The sequence below is a fragment of the Aeromonas sp. S8(2024) genome, from assembly GCF_041403085.1.
Taxonomy (GTDB): domain Bacteria; phylum Pseudomonadota; class Gammaproteobacteria; order Enterobacterales; family Aeromonadaceae; genus Aeromonas; species Aeromonas dhakensis.
This window is the reverse complement of sequence record NZ_JBGLRF010000004.1, coordinates 70,462-88,047: the sequence shown is the minus strand read 5'-3', so window position 1 is coordinate 88,047 and position 17,586 is coordinate 70,462. Positions and strand designations below refer to the sequence as shown.

Sequence of the window (17,586 nt, the reverse complement as noted above, 5' to 3'; positions counted from 1 at the left end):
CCGCTTTACCTTGAGGTATCATCCTGTGCCAGGGATCCCCAGCAAGCTGCAAGGAAGGACCTATGCTCGCACTCTCCATCGTGGCGCCCCATGGCGCCAATATTGCTTCGGGCAAGAAGACGCTCGAAGTTCGCTCGTGGTTGCCTCCCTCACTGCCCATTCGCGACCTGCTGATCGTTGAAAATGGCCGATACCTCAGCGCCGATCATCCTGTGGATCCGGCCGGTCGAGCGGTCGCCCTGGTTGATATCGAGGAGGCCCATGAGTGGCAACCCGATGAGGTGTTGGCCGCCTGCTCCGGGGGCTGGGAGCCGGGTTACTTTGCATGGCGGCTGTCCAACGTGCGTCCTGTGGTCGATGGGCCCGTGGTGCCGGCGCAGAGGAAGTTGTATGAGGTAGACGGCTCGGGCGTTCTGGGCGCACATTGCGGCTAAAACAGGGCTGGGTAGAGGAACAGGCATCGGCTTGTGGGTTGATCCCCATGGAGAGTGTTATCGGAGGTGGTGAGGTGGCCGCACAGCCCCTTCGATGCTGCGCAGTGCGAGCAGCATGTACAAGGATGGCGCCCCTGCTGGATTGCCGGTGCGGGGAGGTGCCTTCAAGATTTTCAATTATTGGAATTTATTCAGAAACGCCTCTAATGCCTCTCCTGGGTTCTCTTTTTCAGATGAGATCATGCTGATCCCCCATTGCTCAAGGACGGCCTCTTGTACCGGATTCGACCTGGCCGAGAAAATATACGATTTCGGCTGGGCATCACCCGCCCGGTTGGCTTTCCATAATTTGGAAAGTTTGTAAAATAAAAGCCTCAGGTTGATATCGGCCAAACTATACCCGATAAACAGCACTGATTTACCCAGCACATCCGAACGCAGTTTTATATCCAGTGGTGTTTCAAATTCAAGCCGCTCAAAATAGCTTGTCTCATCAATGACAATGGACTTGTCATCATCAAAATCACCATGGAATTTTACAATTTGCACCTTGTCACTTTTGATTCTGGTAAAGTCTGATACCGATGCGATTTTGGTAAATGGCTTGCCATAATATGAGAGGGCATGCTCTATCCAGCGGTCATAGTTGGTGGTGTATATTATCGGAAAGTTAGCTTTGGCAATGTATTCATGGACTTTGGACGTTGAAATATCAATGTCAGGCGAATGCCAAACTCTGTCCATCCAGCTTCTTAAAGGGCCTATGCTGCCTTTCTGCAAACGATAATATTCTGCCAGCGCATAGTGATCGCCAAAAGACTTGTATATTTCAGGCTCATAGCCCAGATCCTTGGCGATCTTGTCGAGCAGGGTTGACCATGATGGAAGACCAAGGTTCATCGATACCCCGGCCCCTACAAAAAGAATGACATTGCCTTGTCTAAAGGCAGATAGTAGCTGCTCCATATTTAATCTCTCCTTAATAAATATGGTTCTGCCACTATACTCGGGTTAGAAAAATCGATGAAATCGTAAATCTGCGGTGGATATTATTTTATGATAGATAGTGTCTATGGCTTATAGGCATTACATTATCTTTCACTGATATTCTCCAGTTGCAGCAACACCTTTTTAATCTCCAGTCCCCCCGCATAGCCGGTCAGGCTGCCGTTCTGGCCGATCACCCGATGGCACGGAATGATGATCGAGAGCGGGTTGCGGCCGTTGGCAGCCCCCACCGCCCGCACCGCATTGGGCTTGCCGATGGCGCGGGCGATGTCGCTGTAGCTGCGGGTCTCGCCGTAGGGGATGTCGCACAGCGCCTGCCAGACCGCTTGCTGAAACGCCGTGCCTCTTGGTGCTAGCGGCAGGGTGAAGCGTTGCAGGCTGCCGGCAAAATAGGCCTCAAATTGTGCGAGAAAAGGGGCCAGCGCCGTCTTGTCCTGTTGCCAGTCGCGCATCTCGGGCAGTGCGCGCAGCCCCGCCACAAAGTCCACGTGCACCAGACCGCGCTCGTCGATGGCCACCAGCAGATCGCCGCAGCGGCTGGGCAAGAAGTCGTAACGGATCATGGGGTTGTCTCCTCAGCTTGGTTGTCGCTTGCTGCGCCGCCTGGTGCTGACTCGGTCAACAGTGCCGGCTGCTCGCTCATGGCATGCCACAGCCAGCTCGCCGCGTAGCCGCGCCAGGGTCGCCACCCTTTGCTGTGGGCCAGTACTTCCTTTACCGGCAACTTGGTGCCGCCTCCCAGCGCTTTTTGTAATACCAGATCCGAGGCGGGGAAGGCATCCGGGTCCAGTCCGCAGCGCAGCCGCCAGTAGGCGACCGTCCAGGGGCCGATGCCGGGTAGCGCCAGCAGTTGTTCATCGCTGGCGCAGGTCAAGTTCAACTCGCCGCTGGCCAGCGCCTGTGCCAGCCCCTGCAGCGTTCTTATCCGGCTGCCGGGCATGCCGATACCGTCCAGATTGAGCTCGCACAGCTGGGTGGGGGTGGGCAACTGCGCCACCCCGAATTGCGCCTCGGTGCGTGCCACCAGCCGCCCGAGTATGGTGATGGCCCCCTTGACTGACACTTGCTGGCCGACGATGGCGCGCAGCATCACCTCGTACTCGTCCCAGCCGGCGGGCAGCCGAACGCCCGGCCAGCATGCCTGCAGGCGTGCCAGCAGCGGATCCTGCCCGAGCCGCGCACCGATGCGCTGCATGTCGGCATCGAGATCCCACATCCGGCGCACCCGATACAGCAGATCCGGCAGTGCGGCGGGCGGCAGATCATGGACGCTGAGCTGCAGGCTGTGCCCCTTGCCCTGGCTGATGCGCACCCGTGCGAGCCGATCGCCGACCCGGTGCCAGCGTTCATACACCTCGTCATCTACCCGCTCCAACCCCGGAATGGCGCGCAGCCGGTAGAACGCCAGCATGGCCGCCACGTCGTAAGGGGGGCGGTAGGGCAGTTGCAGCGTGAGCAGTGCGCCATCTTCAGCCTGCGGCAGGGCGGTGGCGTCGTCGGTTGGCTCACACTGACGACGCAGCGCCCGCGGCGCCAAGCCGTACGCCTGCTGCCAGGCGTCGTTGAAGCGGCGAATGCTGGCAAAACCTGCCGCAAACGCGATGTCGGTGATGGGCAGCCGGGTTTCGGTCAACAGCTGCTTGGCGAGCAGCAGCCGGCGCGTCTGCTCCACCTGTTTTGGCGAAGCACCGAGGTGCTGCTCGAACTGGCGGCGCAGCGTGCGCTCACTGATGCCGGCCTGTTCTGCCAGGGTAGTGAGCGAGCCTTCCGCCAGCTCGCCGCGATCGATCCGGGCCAGCAGGCGTGCCAGCGTCGGTGGCAGATCGCCGAGGGCGGCGGGCGCGAGCTCAGGCCGGCAGCGCAGGCAGGGGCGCAGGCCGTGCTGCTCCGCTGCGGCGGCGCTTTGGAAGTAGCGCACGTTGTGCTCGTGCGGTGGCCGCGCCGGACAGACAGGCCGGCAGTAGATGCCGGTGGAGAGCACGCCGGTAAAGAAGCGACCGTCGAAACGTGCATCGCGGGCCAGGCGGGCGGCATGGCACTGCTCGGCGCTGAGCGGCAGGTCTGCCTCATCCTCTGGGGCCGGCGGCATCGTCATGGCGGGATCTGTTGGCATCGGTGGCTCCTTGTGCCGAAAACGGGGTGGGCACGGCGGCCCGGATGAGTGAGAGACTAAGCAGGAACGAAGGCTATGACTAGCCAGAAACGGACAGCAATTGAAATAAAGCCGATGCCGTGTGCACGGTATGAAAAACAGATCGGTTTGAGGGGGCAAGTGTGCGAATCTGGGCTGACAACATCCAAGGAGGAGAGAGCCATGCCAGGACCCGCACGTGCCGGCGCCCTGATCTACGCCAGGGATCCCGGCCTGCTGAGCCACTTTTATCGCACCCTGCTGCAGATGGAGATCCGCAGCCAGAGTGACGAGCTGATCGTGCAAGAAAACGCCGACATCCAGCTGTTGCTGCACGCGATCCCCGCTCCCTATGCTGAGCAGGTGGTCATCACCACGCCGCCGCAGCTGCGCGAGCAGGGCGCTATCAAGCTGTTTTTCACCGTGCCTAGCCTCGCCTGGGCGGAGGCGAAAGCGGCCGATCTCGGTGGCGGCCTGCTGCCGCAGCAGTGGTCAGGCCCAGGCTTCGTGGTGCGCAATGCGTTTGACCCCGAGGGCAACATCTTGCAGCTGCGCGAGTTTATTGGCGTGCCGGACGGGCGCTGAGGCGCCACGCCGCCATGAAAAACGGGGCCGCGAGGCCCCGTTTGTTATCAGCTGGCGGGCGAGCCGGCCCCTTATTTCAGATAGCGCTGCTCGAGGTGTTTGCGCAGCCAGTGCGGATTCAGCGCCTCGCCAGTGGCGCGGCTGACCAGCTCGTCGGTGCTGTAGCGGCTGCCCTGGGACCAGATGTGGCGGCCCAGCCAGGCGAAGATCTCCGGCAGGCGGCCCGCCGCGATCAGCTCGCCCATGTTGCCGAGCTCCCGCTCGAGAGCGAAGCGCAGCTGCGCCGCATACATGGCACCGAGCGTGTAGCTCGGGAAGTAGCCGAACGAGCCGTCGGTCCAGTGAATGTCCTGCATGCAGCCATTCTGGTAGTTGCCCTGGGTGGAGAGCCCCAGCCACTGCTGCATCTTGGCGTCCCACAGCGCGGGGATGTCTGCCACCTCGATACGACCCTCCATCAGATCGCGCTCCAGCTCGTAGCGCAGGATGACGTGGGCCGGGTAGGTCACCTCGTCCGCATCGACCCGGATAAAGCCGGGCTCGACCCGGTTGTAGAGCTTGACCAGGTTTGCCGGCGCCAACGCCGCCTGCTCGCCGAAGTGGGCGCGAATGTGCGGCGCCAGCAGCGTGAGGAAGGCGGGATCATGGCCGAGCTGCATCTCGCAGAACAGGCTCTGGCTCTCGTGAATGCCCATGGAGCGCGCCTCGGCCACTGGCTGGCCCAGCAACTGGCGCGGCAAGCCCTGCTCGTAACGGGCGTGACCGGTTTCGTGGACGATACCCATCAGGCTGGAGACGAACTCCTGCTCGTTGTAGCGGGTGGTGATGCGCACGTCGGTCGGCACCCCGCCGCAGAACGGGTGGCTGCTCACATCGAGCCTGCCATGGGCAAAATCGAAGCCGAGCAGCCCCATCACCTGTTGGCCGAGCGCCTGCTGGGCGGCGATGGGGAAGGGGCCTTGCGGGATCAGGATGGTTTCGCTCTTTTGCTGTTCGCTCACGGTCTGGATCAGGTTCGGCAGCCAGCCGGTCAGATCGCCGAAGATCTCGTCGAGCCGGGCGCTGGTCATGCCCGGCTCATAGAGCGCCAGCATGGCGTCGTAGGGGCGCACCCCGAGCGCCTCGGCACGTAAGGAGGCGACCTCCCGCGACAGTTTCACCACTTCTGCGAGGTTCGGGGCAAAGCCGGCCCAGTCGTTCTCCTTGCGCTGGCGGCGCCAGGCGTGCTCGCACTTGCTACCGGCGAGCGACAGCGCCTCCACGAGATCCCCGGGCAGCAGGCTTGCATCCTGCCAGTGGCGCTTGATTTCGCGCAGGTTGGCACGCTGGGTTTCGTCCAGCGGCTCGCTCTCGGCCTTGGCAATCCAGTCGCCCAGCTCGGGGGCGGTGCGCTTGTGGTGGATCAGCAGTCCCAGTTCGGCCATGGCCTCGGCGCGGGCTTCGTTGCCCCCCTCCGGCATCATGGCGGCCTGATCCCAGCCACAGATGGCCGAGAGGTGGGAGAGCCGGTGCAGCTGTTGCTGATGTTGTTCAAGTTTCTGATATGACATGGGATTATCCTTGTTATCGTCCCTGATGGCGTACACCCCGTACCTGGCATGCTCGGGGCCGATCGATGCTAACACTGCCCTCGTGCGTTTTACCACCCTGGCCTAGGATGACTGACCAGATGACGGGCGCTGGCTAGCCGAGCCGCTTCTGGTGGCGTTCGCGGTTCTCCGCCTTCTTGCGCTCGCTCTTGCGCAGCAGTACGTAGAGGGCGCCACCGCCGCCGTGGCGACGCTCGGCGCTGTGCATGGCCATCACCGCCGGCAGTTGCGGCAACCAGGCGCTGACATAGCTTTTGAGCAGGGCGCGCGGCGTGCTGCGCTCTCCCTTGCCGTGCAGGATCAGCAGGCAACGGATGTCGCGTAGTTCGCAATCTGCAATGAACTGCACCAGGCTCTGGCGCGCTTCGTTCAGGGTCTTCTGGTGCAGATCCAGGCTCGCCTGCAGCTCGTATTTGCCGAGCCGCAGCTTCTTGTAGACCCCCTCCTGCACCCCGTCACGCTTGAAGCCGACGATGGCGTGGGGGTCGAGCATCTCGACCGCTTCCATGCTGAGGTGATCCAGGGCGAGTTGTTCGGCGGTGGCGGCCTGGCGCCGCGCCAGCTGGGCGTCGGTCGGGCTGCTGGCCGTCTGGAGGCGGACATGGTCGTTGCGAATGGGGCGCACATCGGCCACTTCATTGCGAAACAGTGAGAGTTCGTCGTTTTGAGACACGGCAGGCTCCCCGCAGGTGGAATGAGCGGCCATTATAGCGGGCGGGGGCGGATCTGAAAGTGGCGGGCGCGGCAGTGGCGCGGGTCTGCTCAGACCCTGAGCAAAGGGGAGGCGAGGGCGGGATCAGGCGATCGGGGATCGCCTGACGCAGGCTTATTGGCCCTCTTTCGGCGGCTTGGCGTTCATCACCTTGTAGATGAAATAGGCCGCGTAGGAACTGATCAGCAGGAAGGTACCGATAATCACCAACATGGACATCAGTCCCACGCTGTTGCCGAACATCAGGTTCATCCAAAAATCCATCTCGTGCACTCCTGTCATCCCATTGATGACAGGCATGATAGATACCTCTTTGGGAGCAAAGAGATGATCTCGATCAAGTCCCCTTGTGGTTATTTAATCGGCAGCCGGATCTGTGAGCCTCCTCCCAGTTCAAGACCCTTACGGGGCCGGTGTGGCCCCGTCGGCGCCTATTGGCGGGCAGGCTTGCGCGGGCCTGGCTCGGTGAGCGGGGTGATGCGCCAGCCCTGCTGCTCCAGCAGGGCGAGCAGCCCCTGGTCGCCGTAAAGATGCAGCGCCCCTACCACGATGAAACTCTCGTTCGGCAGGGTGGACCACTTCTTCAGCCAGTTGTGGTTGCGCTCCGCCAGCAGGGTCTGTTCCAGCCAGGCCTGCAGTTTGGGCGGTGCCATCTCCGATTTGAGCAGATTGATGAGGGTCGCCTCGTCCCCCTCTTCCCACGCCTTCATCACCTCGCCAAAACCGCGTTCGAGCTCGGGCAGTTCGTCCAGGGTGCTCTCCAGCATCAGGGTCTGGTTGTCACCGACGCTGGCGAGGTAGCCAAGCTGCTCGAGCAGGGTCTCGAAGCCGATGATGGGCTTGCCGCCGTCGGTGGCCTGTTTGGCGAAGTGCTGATCCACCCCGAGCGCGCTGCGAAAATCGGTGCGCTCCAGCGCCGCCTGGGTGAGGGTGATGGCGGCGAACCAGGGGCGCAGCGGGGCCAGCATGTTCTCGGTCAGGCCGTTCTGGCCGGCGGCGATGATGGTGCGCCGGTAGAGGTCGAGCGGTATGTGCTCCTTGAGGGTCTTGCCGTCCACCAGCCGGGTGATGGCCCCCATCTCCTGCCACTGCTGCTGGCTGATGTGGGTCAGATCGACCTCCAGCACCAGGGCGCGGCTCTGCTGCCAGGCCCGCTCGATGGGGTCGGGCAGCGGATAGAGCGAGGGCTTGCCCGCGTGGATGGAGCCCAGCAGCCAGTGCTGTTGATCGCCCTTGCTGACCCGATAGAAGGCGGGGTCGGCTAAGGCGCTCAGCGGTAGCAGCAGGCAGAGCAGGAAGGGGAGCAGCAGGCGATGGAGTCTCATGGGGCACCTTATGTCAGCGGATGGCTTCTCTTCGTCACAATAACCCCTATGATAAGTCCTCATTTGTCACAGCCAAGAGGTTTTCCCATGCCCCACCTTCGTTTTCGGGCCGTCTCCGTCGACACCCTCAAGCAGATAAGCACCCCTCTGCTGGCAGATCTCTGCACCCTCACCGGGGGCAAACCTGAGTTCGTCACTCTGGAGTGCATCGACAGCCACTGGGTGCGCGAGGGGGAGCGCGAAACCGGCTTTCCGTTTGTCGAGCTGGTCTGGTTCGAACGCCCGCAGGAGCTGCAGGACGCGGCTGCGGCGCTGATCACCCGCCATCTGAAAGCGGTGCTGGGGGAGCAGACCTATGTGGTGGTGCAGGTGCTGCCCATCGTCAAGAGCTGCTATTACAGCAACGGCCAGCACTACTGAGCGGGGACTGCCAGGGATGGCGGCTTGGCTGATTCAGGCCACTCTGGTGTCGGTTGGTGGAGATGAGACGAAAGGCGACGATGCTCGTCGTCGCCCCTGGCTGCAGGCTGCTTGCGGGCGTGCCGGGTGGCGAAGCGGTTGCCGTCAGGCCGACTTGGCGAGGATCCGGTCGAGCAGGCGGCTTGGCAACAGGCGGCGCAGTACTCCGAACAGCCGGGTCGGGAAGGTGACCGGGTAGCGGTGTTTTGGGCGCGGGCTGCCGAGTGCGTGCAGCAGCGGTGCGATGCAGGCTTCGCTTGGCAGAGTAAAACCGCGGGCACCCCCTTCACGCTCCAGCCGGCCCAGGGTCTGCTGATAGGCGGCCTGATGGCGGCTGGTGGCGGGATCTATGTGGCGCAGGAAGGCGGCGCGGGCATTGGCCCGAAAGCGGGTATCGATAGGGCCGGGCTCGATCAGGCTGATCTGCACGCCGCTGCCGGCCAGCTCCAGGCGCAGGGTATCGGTATACCCTTCCAGCGCGAACTTGCTGGCGTTGTAGGCGCCGCGATACTTCATGGCCACCAGTCCCAGCACCGAGCTGTTCTGCACGATGCGCCCCTCGCCGGCCGCCAGCATGGCCGGCAGCAGCTGGCGAATCAGGTGGTGCCAGCCGAACAGGTTGGTGTTGAACTGCTCGCGCAGTGCCTGGGTGGGCAGATCCTCCAGCGCGCCGGGCTGACCGTAGGCGCCGTTGTTGAACAGGCCATACAGGCGACCGCCAGCCAGTGCCTGCGCCTCGGCCGCGCCCCTCTCTATGCTGGCCTCGTTGGCCAAGTCCAGCTCGACGGCCAGCAAACCCAGCTGGCGCAGCTGCTCCACGTCCTCGGCCTTGCGGGCGGAGGCGATGACGGTGTAGCCGTGCTGGCCGAGCGCCTTGGCGGCGGCCAGGCCGATGCCGCTGGAGCAGCCGGTGATCAGAACGAAGCGGGACATGGACGCATCCTTGTGGTGACGGTGCAGGCATAAGCGTCTGCGGCTTTGCATGTTAACCCGCTGATCAGAAAAAAGAAAACCGGGCCAATCGGCCCGGTTTGCTAACTTCAACCACTTGCTTACAGGATGGTGAACGGCATGATGATGTGGAACTTGACGTCTTTCTCGGAGGCGAAGATGTTGGGGTATTCGGTCCAACCGCCGCCCTGGCTGATGTCGTTGTTGTAATCGGTGTAGTGCAGCTTGAACAGGGTGCCCTTCAGCTTGCCATCCTGCACTGTGTACATGACGTCGAAGTTGGCTGCCCATTCGGTATCTTCACCGTTGGTGGCCTTGGTGCCGTCGCCTTTCTGGATATCCCAGCCGTAGGCACCGGAGACACCGACGGACCAGCCAGGTGCACCCACCAGGTCATCCAGGGAGCGGGTCACGCCGAAGAACAGCGCTTTTTCGTTGTTGGCGTTCCAGTCGGAGCGGGAATCCCACCAGATTTCGTTCGCGCCCTGGGAGTTGCCGTAGCCACGGGTCAGACGGGGCAGGTAGTTGCCTTCGTTACCCTCGGCCTTGGTCCACAGACCTTCCAGACGGAAGCCGTACGGGCCCATGCCCCAGGCGGCGGTCAGCGCTTGCTGCCATGCCAGGCCGTCGTAAGTCTCTATGTCGGCACCGCCCTTCTGATAGGTCTCGGTGTCGGAGCCGTAGAACTGGTAGCTGGTGGAGAGACCGCCCAGCACGTCAAACTTGTGGGCCAGCTTGAAGTGGTAGCTGTCCATGTAGTTTTCGGAGTTACCGTAAGAACCGGTAATGGAGGTGCCGTTTTCGAAGGTGTAACGGGCCGCTACGCCCTGGATGTAGTCGATGACGTTTTCATCGGCGAACGGATCCATCCATGCCTTGGCGCGGGAGAACTTCTGGGTCTCCTTGTACCAGGGGGATTTGTACTCGTCGGCGATGGCGTAGGTCAGGTAGAGGCCGCCGAAGTTGCCTTCAATCTGGCCACCACGGTAGGTACCCGGCTGATAGGACCAGTTCACGCCGATCACGCCCGGTACGTAGAGCTGGGTCAGACCGCCCTTGGCGGTGAGGGCACCGTCCAGCGCCTTGAATTTCAGTGAGGCGTTGGCCAGGCTGAAGCCGCCTTCCGGGGAACCGTCCTTGTAGTTTTCGCCCCATTTGTTGCCGGCGAAGGAGAATTCGTTCTCCTGGTTGACCGGATGGTTCTCGGTCACGGCCAGGTCATAGGCACCGAAACCGCCCACATCGATACCCACCACGTCCCAGGCGTAGCCGGAGTTGAAGTTCAGGGAGGCCTGGGTAGTGGCGTGGCTCAGGTTGGACTGGTACTTGCCTTCCTTGTTCTTGGCAGTGGGGTCGCCGTCGATACGCTGACGATCACGCTGGAAGTAGAAGAGACCACCGTTGAGTTTGCCTTCTTCATAGAATTTGCTGGCGGCGGCTGCATAGGCGGGACCTGCTTCGTCGGCAGCCAACACCATACCGGGGGCGAGCATGGCCGCAACGACGGCTGCGCTCAATGCGGCACGTTTGAAGATCACTTTTTCCATTTTGTATTGCTCCTGATTTTATGGACTTAGCTTTTTTTGTCCGGCAGTCAGGCAGGTGCCCGCCGCTCGGTATTGGCATTGCAATCAAGACCCCGAAGGGCAAAAAGTTCGAGTATGTCGGCTGCGGCCGCGACGTCTTGGCACATCTGCGGTGGGTGCAGTTCTGTTCATCACATAGTTTGTTTTTTGTGTTCCGATACTTGGCTATCGGACAGCTCAAGAGTACGTTCGCGGTGCGAAATATCAATGGAAAGTTCCCACCAAGTTTCAAAAATATGACCGAGTGCAAATAATCATGACGCTCGTTGTGGACACTCCCAGCCCGCTCATAACGGCGATGACAACGTTTTCAGATGAAATTGCCGGCCGATCCGGACGGATCGCACTGTGCAGAGGGATCTTTCCTCGTTAACCTGCGGATAACAGATAATTTTGTGCCACAAAAAAAGATAAACCCCTGCGCGATGGTAGGGGCCGGGTAGGGGGCGCCGGGCAAACCGGCACGGCTCAGGCCTGGTGGCCGAGGATGCGCGGGATCTGGCTGGCCTGGTGGTGGATGTGCTCCGACACCTGCACCGAGAGGCGGCTGCCCTGGCGGGCGTGCTGGCTGATGCGGCCGATGAGATCGGCAAAACTGGCCAGCTTGTGCTCCTGGCTCTTGGCATTGTCGGCCCCCTGCAGGGCGATGACCGCCGTGCTGCGCGCCATCTCCCGCACCGCCTGGGTGGTCTGGCGCAGCTGCTCCGCCTGTTGACGCTGGGCGGCAGCCTCTGCGGTGATCCGCGCCAGCACGGTGCCGAGCTGATCCCCCGCCTGGGTCAGTCTGGTCAGGATCTCGGTGATCTGGCCAAGGGAGCGCTGGGTATCGGCGGAGAGGTGGCGCACCTCGTCGGCCACCACCGCGAAACCGCGCCCCTGTTCCCCGGCCCGGGCCGCCTCGATGGCCGCGTTGAGCGCCAGCAGGTTGGTCTGCTGGGAGATGTGGCCAATCACGTCGACGATGGCGGTCACATCTTCCACCGAACGCTTGAGCTGGGCCAGGGCGCCACCGCTCTCGTCGATGGCAAGCCCGGTCTGGGCGGTGGCCTGCAACATGCCCCCCACCAGCTGCTCGCTCTGGCTCATGGAGTGCTCGTTGTGCTGGGCGTGCTGCGCTATCTCGGCGGCCACCTGGTGCACCTCGCCGGCCAGCTGGTTCAGCTCGCTCATCATCAGATCGCTCTCGTCCACCGCCTGCTCCGTGGTGCGGGTGCTGTGATGGATCTCCTGCACCTGGTTGACCATTCCCTGCAGGCTTTGCGACACCGCCGACAGCTGGCCCTCTTTCTGCTGCTGATCCTGTTGCAGGCGCAGGATGAGGCGGTTGTAGCTGGCGACGATGTCGGCCAGCTCGTTGCGCTCGCGCCCCTCTGGCAGGGTCTCGGCCTGCCCGGTCTCGTCGAGCTGCAGGAAGGCCGCGCGCAGGCGCAGCAGCGGCCTGACCAGCCAGCGGCGCTGCACCAGCGCAAACAGCAGAGCCACCAGCACCAGACAGAGCGCCAGGCTGCCGAGGATGGCGGCCAGCCGCTGGTTCACCGCCTGGCGGGCGGCGGCCAGTTCGCTGCCCATCTGGCCGGTGGCCTGCAGCATCTGGTCAATGTCCTGCTGCACCGCCTGGCGCGCCTGCTGCTGCTGTTGCAGCGCCTTGCGGCTGTTTTCCAGCTCCTGCGGGTAGCGCTTGAGCAGGGAGATCAGCTCGGCCTTGGGGAGATCTCCCAGCTCCTTGCGCTCCGGCTCCCCCAGGGTGAACTCGTCGGCGGGAGGAGCCTCGAAAAGCGCCAGACTCGGCAGGGCCGCCAGCTGCTCGGCCTGTTTTTGCAGGGCCGCCAGCTCGAACCGCAACCCTTCCAGCAGCTTGGGGCTGGCCTGCTCCATGTAGCTCTGGCGCAGGTGAGCGAGCCCCGGCAGGGCCGCCAGCAGGTCGCCTGCCAGCTGGCGATAGCGCTCGGCGCTGGCCGGGTCGCTCCCCGTCACCCCTTGCTGACCGTATCGCAGCAGCGCCCTGGCCTGATTGGTCAGCTCGTTCTCGGCATTTTGCAGCAGCCATTGGCTGTTGCCAGAGAGCTTGCCCGCCGCCAGATAGTCGCTGTCGATGCGCGCTCCCATCTGCTCGAGCAGGGTGCGCAGCGGGGCGGTGAGCGCCCCATCCTGCTGGGAGAGCTGGGCGAGCGCCTGTTTGCGCACCCCTTCGGCCTCGGTCAGCCGCAGCGGATCGCCGCTGGCGAGGTAGTCGCGCAGGGTGCCCTGCAGGGTACCGGTGAGCCGCTGCTGCAGCCGTTCGTGCTGGTGCTGGGCCTGCTCGGCCAGGTTCAGCTGTTGCCAGCCGTGCCAGAGGGCAGCGACCTGCACGGCGGCGACCAGCAGCAGAGCGAGAGAAGAGAGGGAGGCGTAATGGGCAATTTTCACGGCAGCATTCCTGCTTGTTGAACCACGGCGATGGGCGTCGGCGTGAGCTTAAGCAGCAGAGATGGCGCTTTTATGACAGTCAGCCCGGCTGCCCGGACTGACTGTCGAGAGGGCTGGCTTACGGCCGCAGGGCGGGGGCCTCCTGCTGGTGGCGGGCCGGGGGCTTGCCCAGCATGCCGAGCAGGGCGCCACCCATGATGAGGGCGCCGGCCAGCAGGTGACGGGGGGTCAGCTGCTCGCCATTGAGCAGCACCAGCAGCAGGGTGCTCAGCAGCGGCGTCAGATAGGCCAGCGCCCCGATCCGGCGCGGATCCCCGTCCCGCAGCGCCAGATACCAGGTGACGAAAGCCGCCCCCATGGGGCCGAGTGCCAGCCCGATGATGAGGCCCCAGTCACCGGTCGGGATGCGGGCCACCGGCAGCGGTCCCTCCAGCAGCCAGGCCAGCAACAGCGCCAGCAGCCCGGCGGGCAGGCAGGCCGCCGCAGTCATCACCGCCGGGGCCGGCGGCAGCCGGCGCGAGAGCACCGAGTAGGCACCCCAGACGATGGCGGCCCCCAGTGCCAGCAGATAGCCCGGCAGATAGGCCTGTTGCAGCTGCAGCTCGCCGTTCACCATCACCAGTACCGAGCCGGCCAGACCCAGGGCGCCGGCCAGCAGGTGACGGCCGTGCAGCGGGTGACCCGGCAGCAGCAAGGGGGTGAACAGAATGATGAACAGCGGCCAGAGGTAGTTGATGAGGTTCGCCTCCAGCACGGGGGCGTGGCGAAAGCTCATGAACAGCAGCAGGTGGTAGAGCAGCAGGGCGCTGATGGTTACCAGCCAGTTGACCGGACGAGCCCGCCACTGACGCCAGAACGGCAGGGCGCCCGCCCCGCAGAAAAACAGCACCAGCCCCACCAGCACCAGCGGCGACACGCTGGTGACCCGGGAGGTGAGCGCCGCCAGCGAGGCCCACAGCACTATGGTCAGCAGCGCCAGCCCGGTGGACTTGTCCCACCACGAAGCAGCAGACATCCGACACTCCTTTGCAGATGAATGAACAAAAAGAGGGCCAGTCTAGCAGACCGGCCCTCCCTGGTGGCCATACCCCGGTGGTATGGCAGTGCGATTATTTGCTGTCGGCCACCGCGTTGCTGATGGCGGGCAACTGCTGGCGACGCACGCCCCAGATGATCAGCGCCAGCACCAGCAGGGGCAGCAAGGGATCCAGCCAGGTGCCGCCGGAGCCGAACAGCAGGTTGAGCAGGGCGACGCCGGTGCCGCCGATGGCCCAGGCGATGGTGGTCGGGATGGACCAGACGATCATCTGCTGTTTCACGTCCGAGATCCCCATCATCCGGTTGACCACCCAGAACAGGCTGTCGTTGAAGTAGCCGAAGAAGAGCGACCCCATGGTGGCGGCCTGGGCGGCCAGCAGCATGTTGACCCCGGGGATCTGCGCCAGGATTGGGGCGGAGATGGAGGCCGCCGTCACCATGGCCACGGTGCCGGATCCCTGGATGAGGCGCACCAGGGTCGCCACGATGAAGGGGATCAGGATGGGGGAGATGGGCAGCAGGGCGATCTGCTCGGCCAGTTGCTGGCCCGCACCGCTGTCGCGCAGCACGGCCCCCAGCGCCCCACCGGCCCCGGTCACCAGCAGTATGATGCCGGCGGATTGCAGCCCCTCCTCGAGGCGGGCGGCGGTGGCGTGTCTGTCCATGTGCGGCACCAGGGTGTAGACCGCCAGCAGCACGCTGATGGCCAGCGCTATGATGGGGGTGCCGATGAAGTTGATGCCCTGCACCAGCGGGTTCGCCATCAGGCCGTCCATCCCCTCCAGGGTGGCGAGGGTGGTGAAGATGGCCTTGAGGAAGATGAGCACGATGGGCACCAGGATCGGCAGCAGCGACAGGGTCAGGCTCGGCAGGGTCTTGCCCTCCTTCTCCTTGAGGTACTGCTCATAGGTGACCTGCAGCTCGTCCGGGGTCTTTTGCACCTGCTGGGCAAACTCGGGGTACTTCTTGTCGAGCCACTGGGCGTAGAAGACGATGCCCACCACGCAGGGGATGGCCAGGGCCATGCCCATCAGCAGCATGGCGCCTATGTCCACCCCAAACAGGCCGGCTACGCCGAGCGGGCCCGGGGTCGGTGGTACCGTGTGGTGAGTCACCACCAGACCGCCCGCCAGCGCCACCCCCAGGGTGAGCAGGGAGCGCTTGCCGCTTTTCGCCAGCGCCTTGGCCACCGGATAGAGGATGACGAAGGCGGAGTCCACGAAGATGGGGATGCTGACGATGTAGCCGGTGATGGCCAGCGCCCACTCTTCACGCCGCTTGCCAAGCCACTTGATGAAGCTGTAGGCGATCTGCTCGGCGGCCCCCGACACCTCCAGCAGGCGGCCCATCATGACCCCCAGGCCAATGACGATGCCGATGCTGCCGAGGGTGGAGCCAAAGCCCTGGGTGATGACGGTGAGGGTCTTGTCGATGCTCATGCCGCCGGTGATCCCGGCGATGCAGGCTGCCGCCAGCATGGCGATCAGGGCGTGCACCCGGGTGCGGATGACCAGAAACACCAGCACGAAGACGGCGATGATGAGACCTATGATGGGGGTTGGGATGTCGCTCATGATGCCTCCTGCATGTCATGGGTGATAAAGCTGTCGATGATCTCGGCAAACGTCCTGTCTGCCATGAAACCGAGGGCGCTGGCGCGCTGGTTGTCGATGCGTCCCGGCCAGCTGGCCACGATGCGCTCGATGGCCGGGTCGGCGGCAAACTGCACCCGATCCCGCGCCGCCTGGCCACCCGCCTGGGTCAGCGCCATCAGCATCTCGCCGACGGTGACGCTGATGCCGGGCAGGTTGATGCTGCGGGCATCCCCCCTTGGCAGGGTGGCGGCCAGCAGGAAGTTGGCCACCACGGTGGCGGGGCTCGAGAGCCACAGGCGCAGCTCCGGGCTCACCGGGCAGAGGGCGTTCTCTCCTTGCAGCGGCTCGCGGATGATGCTGCTGACAAACGACGAGGCGGCGCGGTTCGGCTTGCCCGGCCGCACGCAGATGGTGGGCAGGCGCAGCGCCAGGCCGTCGACGTAACCCTTGCGGCTGTAGTCGTTGACCAATAGCTCCCCCATCGCCTTCTGGGCGCCGTAGGAGGAGGTGGGGGTCAGCGCCGTGCCGTCATTCACCAGCTCGGGCAGCGGGCCGCCATAGACGGCCAGCGAGCTGGTGAAGACGAAGCGGATGCCCGGCCGGGCATGGCGGCACGCCTCCAGCAGGCTGCGGGTGGTGTCCAGATTGACCTGCCAGCCGAGATCGAAATCTTGCTCCGCGTGGCTGCTGACGATGGCGGCGAGGTGATAGACCACGGCGGTGCGTTCGCTGATGAGAGACTCGGCCACCCCGGGGGCGGTCAGATCCGCCTGCAGGCAGCGCACTCGCGGGTCGGCCAAGGTTGGTGGCGCCTGAATGTCCACCAGCAGCAGCTCGCTGAAAGGTAAGGAACTGTGCAACAGGGCGCGGGCCAGCTTCTGTCCCAGAAAGCCGCCTCCGCCAGTGATGATGATCTGCATCTTGCTATCCTCAGACTCGTTCGTGTGTAGGGTCGTTATTGTTGTGCCAGCCAGGTCAGGCCTTGCCGGGTGTTGCCTCTGGGGTTGTATTCACAGCCGATCCAGTCGTGGTAACCCGCCTGCTCCAGCACCTTGAACAGGTGTGGGTAGGCGATCTCCCCCTCGTCCGGCTCGTGGCGATCCGGCACCGAGGCGATCTGGACGTGGCCGATGGCCGGGCCCAGCTTGCCGATGAGACGGGTGAGATCTCCGTCCATGATCTGGGCGTGGTAGAGATCGAGCTGTACCCCCACGTTGGGCCTGTCTATCTCCTGCACCAGGGCCAGGGCGTCGAGCTGGTGGGCCAGGAAGTAGCCGGGCACGTCCCGATCGTTGAGAGGCTCGAGCAGTACCTTGATGCCGTCTTCGGCCAGGAAGTCGGCGGCGAAGCGGATGTTGTCGATCAGGGTCTGGCGGTGGGCTGCCAGGCTCTGTGCCGGATCGACGATGCCGCTCATGGCGTGCACCTTGCTGCAACCGAGCGCCAGGGCGTAGTCGCGCACGCTTGGCAGGTGGGCGCGAAATTCGGCCTCCCGCCCCGGGATGGCGGCCATGCCGCGCTCCCCTGCCGCCCAGTTGCCCGGCGGCATGTTGAACAGCGCTTGGGTCAGACCGTGCAGTTGCAACTGGCGCCCCAGCTCGGCGGCCGGCCACTCATAGGGGAACAGAAACTCCACCGCGGCGAAGCCGGCCTCGCGGGCCGCCGCGAAGCGCTCCAGAAACGGCAGCTCGGTAAACAGCATGGTGAGGTTGGCGGCAAACTTGCTCATGATGTGATGCTCCTCAATACGTTGTTTTTGTATCGGGT

At 63.7% G+C, this 17,586-nt stretch carries 17 protein-coding genes; 3 read left to right on the top strand and 14 right to left on the bottom strand.

Annotated features, from left to right (window positions below; genetic code table 11):
* The first annotated feature begins 62 nt into the window (after positions 1–62).
* Complete coding sequence (locus ACB031_RS13185) at positions 63–434, top strand: ASCH domain-containing protein (RefSeq protein ID WP_017763918.1); 372 nt, start codon at positions 63–65, stop codon at positions 432–434.
* A 177-nt stretch (positions 435–611) separates the two neighbouring features.
* On the opposite strand, the gene ACB031_RS13180 is transcribed toward ACB031_RS13185, so the two are convergent.
* The 3 genes from ACB031_RS13180 to ACB031_RS13170 form a co-directional block, all read right to left on the bottom strand.
* Positions 612–1,400, bottom strand: a complete 789-nt coding sequence (locus ACB031_RS13180; protein ID WP_371139739.1) for an SIR2 family protein — start codon at positions 1,398–1,400, stop codon at positions 612–614.
* A gap of 125 nt (positions 1,401–1,525) precedes the next feature.
* Entirely contained in the window at positions 1,526–2,005 is a 480-nt protein-coding gene (locus ACB031_RS13175) for a methylated-DNA--[protein]-cysteine S-methyltransferase (protein ID WP_371139738.1), read from the bottom strand.
* Positions 2,002–3,555, bottom strand: a complete 1,554-nt coding sequence (locus ACB031_RS13170) for an AlkA N-terminal domain-containing protein (RefSeq protein ID WP_371139737.1) — start codon at positions 3,553–3,555, stop codon at positions 2,002–2,004. The genes ACB031_RS13175 and ACB031_RS13170 overlap by 4 nt, the downstream gene beginning before the upstream one ends.
* Positions 3,556–3,756: 201 nt before the next feature.
* On the opposite strand from ACB031_RS13170, the gene ACB031_RS13165 reads away from it, so the two are divergent.
* Positions 3,757–4,158: a VOC family protein gene (locus ACB031_RS13165; protein WP_005303759.1), complete on the top strand. Its 402-nt coding sequence runs from the start codon at positions 3,757–3,759 to the stop codon at positions 4,156–4,158.
* 71 nt (positions 4,159–4,229) lie between these two features.
* Here the strand turns inward: ACB031_RS13165 and ACB031_RS13160 are convergent, their stop codons facing one another.
* The 4 genes from ACB031_RS13160 to ACB031_RS13145 form a co-directional block, all read right to left on the bottom strand.
* Positions 4,230–5,708 (bottom strand): carboxypeptidase M32, encoded by a 1,479-nt coding sequence (locus ACB031_RS13160; protein ID WP_371139736.1) that lies wholly within the window; start codon positions 5,706–5,708, stop codon positions 4,230–4,232.
* Between the two features lie 133 nt (positions 5,709–5,841).
* Positions 5,842–6,420 carry a DNA endonuclease SmrA gene (gene smrA / locus ACB031_RS13155; protein WP_010634865.1) on the bottom strand — a complete coding sequence of 193 codons (579 nt, stop codon included), beginning with the start codon at positions 6,418–6,420 and terminating at the stop codon, positions 5,842–5,844.
* A gap of 153 nt (positions 6,421–6,573) precedes the next feature.
* A complete protein-coding gene (locus ACB031_RS13150) occupies positions 6,574–6,723 on the bottom strand; it encodes a DUF3149 domain-containing protein (RefSeq protein WP_010634864.1) in 150 nt (49 codons plus the stop codon).
* Positions 6,724–6,890: 167 nt separating this feature from the next.
* The gene (locus ACB031_RS13145) at positions 6,891–7,784 is read right to left on the bottom strand and encodes a TraB/GumN family protein (RefSeq protein ID WP_371139735.1); all 894 of its coding nucleotides are present in this window, start codon (positions 7,782–7,784) and stop codon (positions 6,891–6,893) included.
* A gap of 87 nt (positions 7,785–7,871) precedes the next feature.
* Between ACB031_RS13145 and ACB031_RS13140 the strand changes: the two genes are divergently transcribed.
* Positions 7,872–8,204, top strand: a complete 333-nt coding sequence (locus tag ACB031_RS13140; protein ID WP_362850388.1) for a DUF1904 family protein — start codon at positions 7,872–7,874, stop codon at positions 8,202–8,204.
* Positions 8,205–8,348: 144 nt separating this feature from the next.
* Here the strand turns inward: ACB031_RS13140 and ACB031_RS13135 are convergent, their stop codons facing one another.
* The 7 genes from ACB031_RS13135 to otnI all read right to left on the bottom strand — a co-directional run bounded on the left by ACB031_RS13135 (position 8,349) and on the right by otnI (position 17,548).
* Positions 8,349–9,176 carry an SDR family oxidoreductase gene (locus ACB031_RS13135; protein WP_371139734.1) on the bottom strand — a complete coding sequence of 276 codons (828 nt, stop codon included), beginning with the start codon at positions 9,174–9,176 and terminating at the stop codon, positions 8,349–8,351.
* Between the two features lie 119 nt (positions 9,177–9,295).
* Complete coding sequence (locus ACB031_RS13130) at positions 9,296–10,741, bottom strand: OprD family outer membrane porin (protein ID WP_017763925.1); 1,446 nt, start codon at positions 10,739–10,741, stop codon at positions 9,296–9,298.
* Positions 10,742–11,248: 507 nt separating this feature from the next.
* Positions 11,249–13,186 (bottom strand): methyl-accepting chemotaxis protein, encoded by a 1,938-nt coding sequence (locus ACB031_RS13125; RefSeq protein WP_371139733.1) that lies wholly within the window; start codon positions 13,184–13,186, stop codon positions 11,249–11,251.
* 118 nt (positions 13,187–13,304) lie between these two features.
* Positions 13,305–14,201: a DMT family transporter gene (locus ACB031_RS13120; protein WP_371139732.1), complete on the bottom strand. Its 897-nt coding sequence runs from the start codon at positions 14,199–14,201 to the stop codon at positions 13,305–13,307.
* Positions 14,202–14,295: 94 nt separating this feature from the next.
* Entirely contained in the window at positions 14,296–15,798 is a 1,503-nt protein-coding gene (locus ACB031_RS13115; protein WP_371139731.1) for a GntP family permease, read from the bottom strand.
* Positions 15,795–16,739, bottom strand: a complete 945-nt coding sequence (gene denD, locus ACB031_RS13110) for a D-erythronate dehydrogenase (protein ID WP_371139730.1) — start codon at positions 16,737–16,739, stop codon at positions 15,795–15,797. Before denD ends, ACB031_RS13115 begins: the two co-directional genes overlap by 4 nt.
* 35 nt (positions 16,740–16,774) lie before the next feature.
* Entirely contained in the window at positions 16,775–17,548 is a 774-nt protein-coding gene (otnI, locus tag ACB031_RS13105; protein WP_371139729.1) for a 2-oxo-tetronate isomerase, read from the bottom strand.
* Positions 17,549–17,586: the final 38 nt, after the last annotated feature.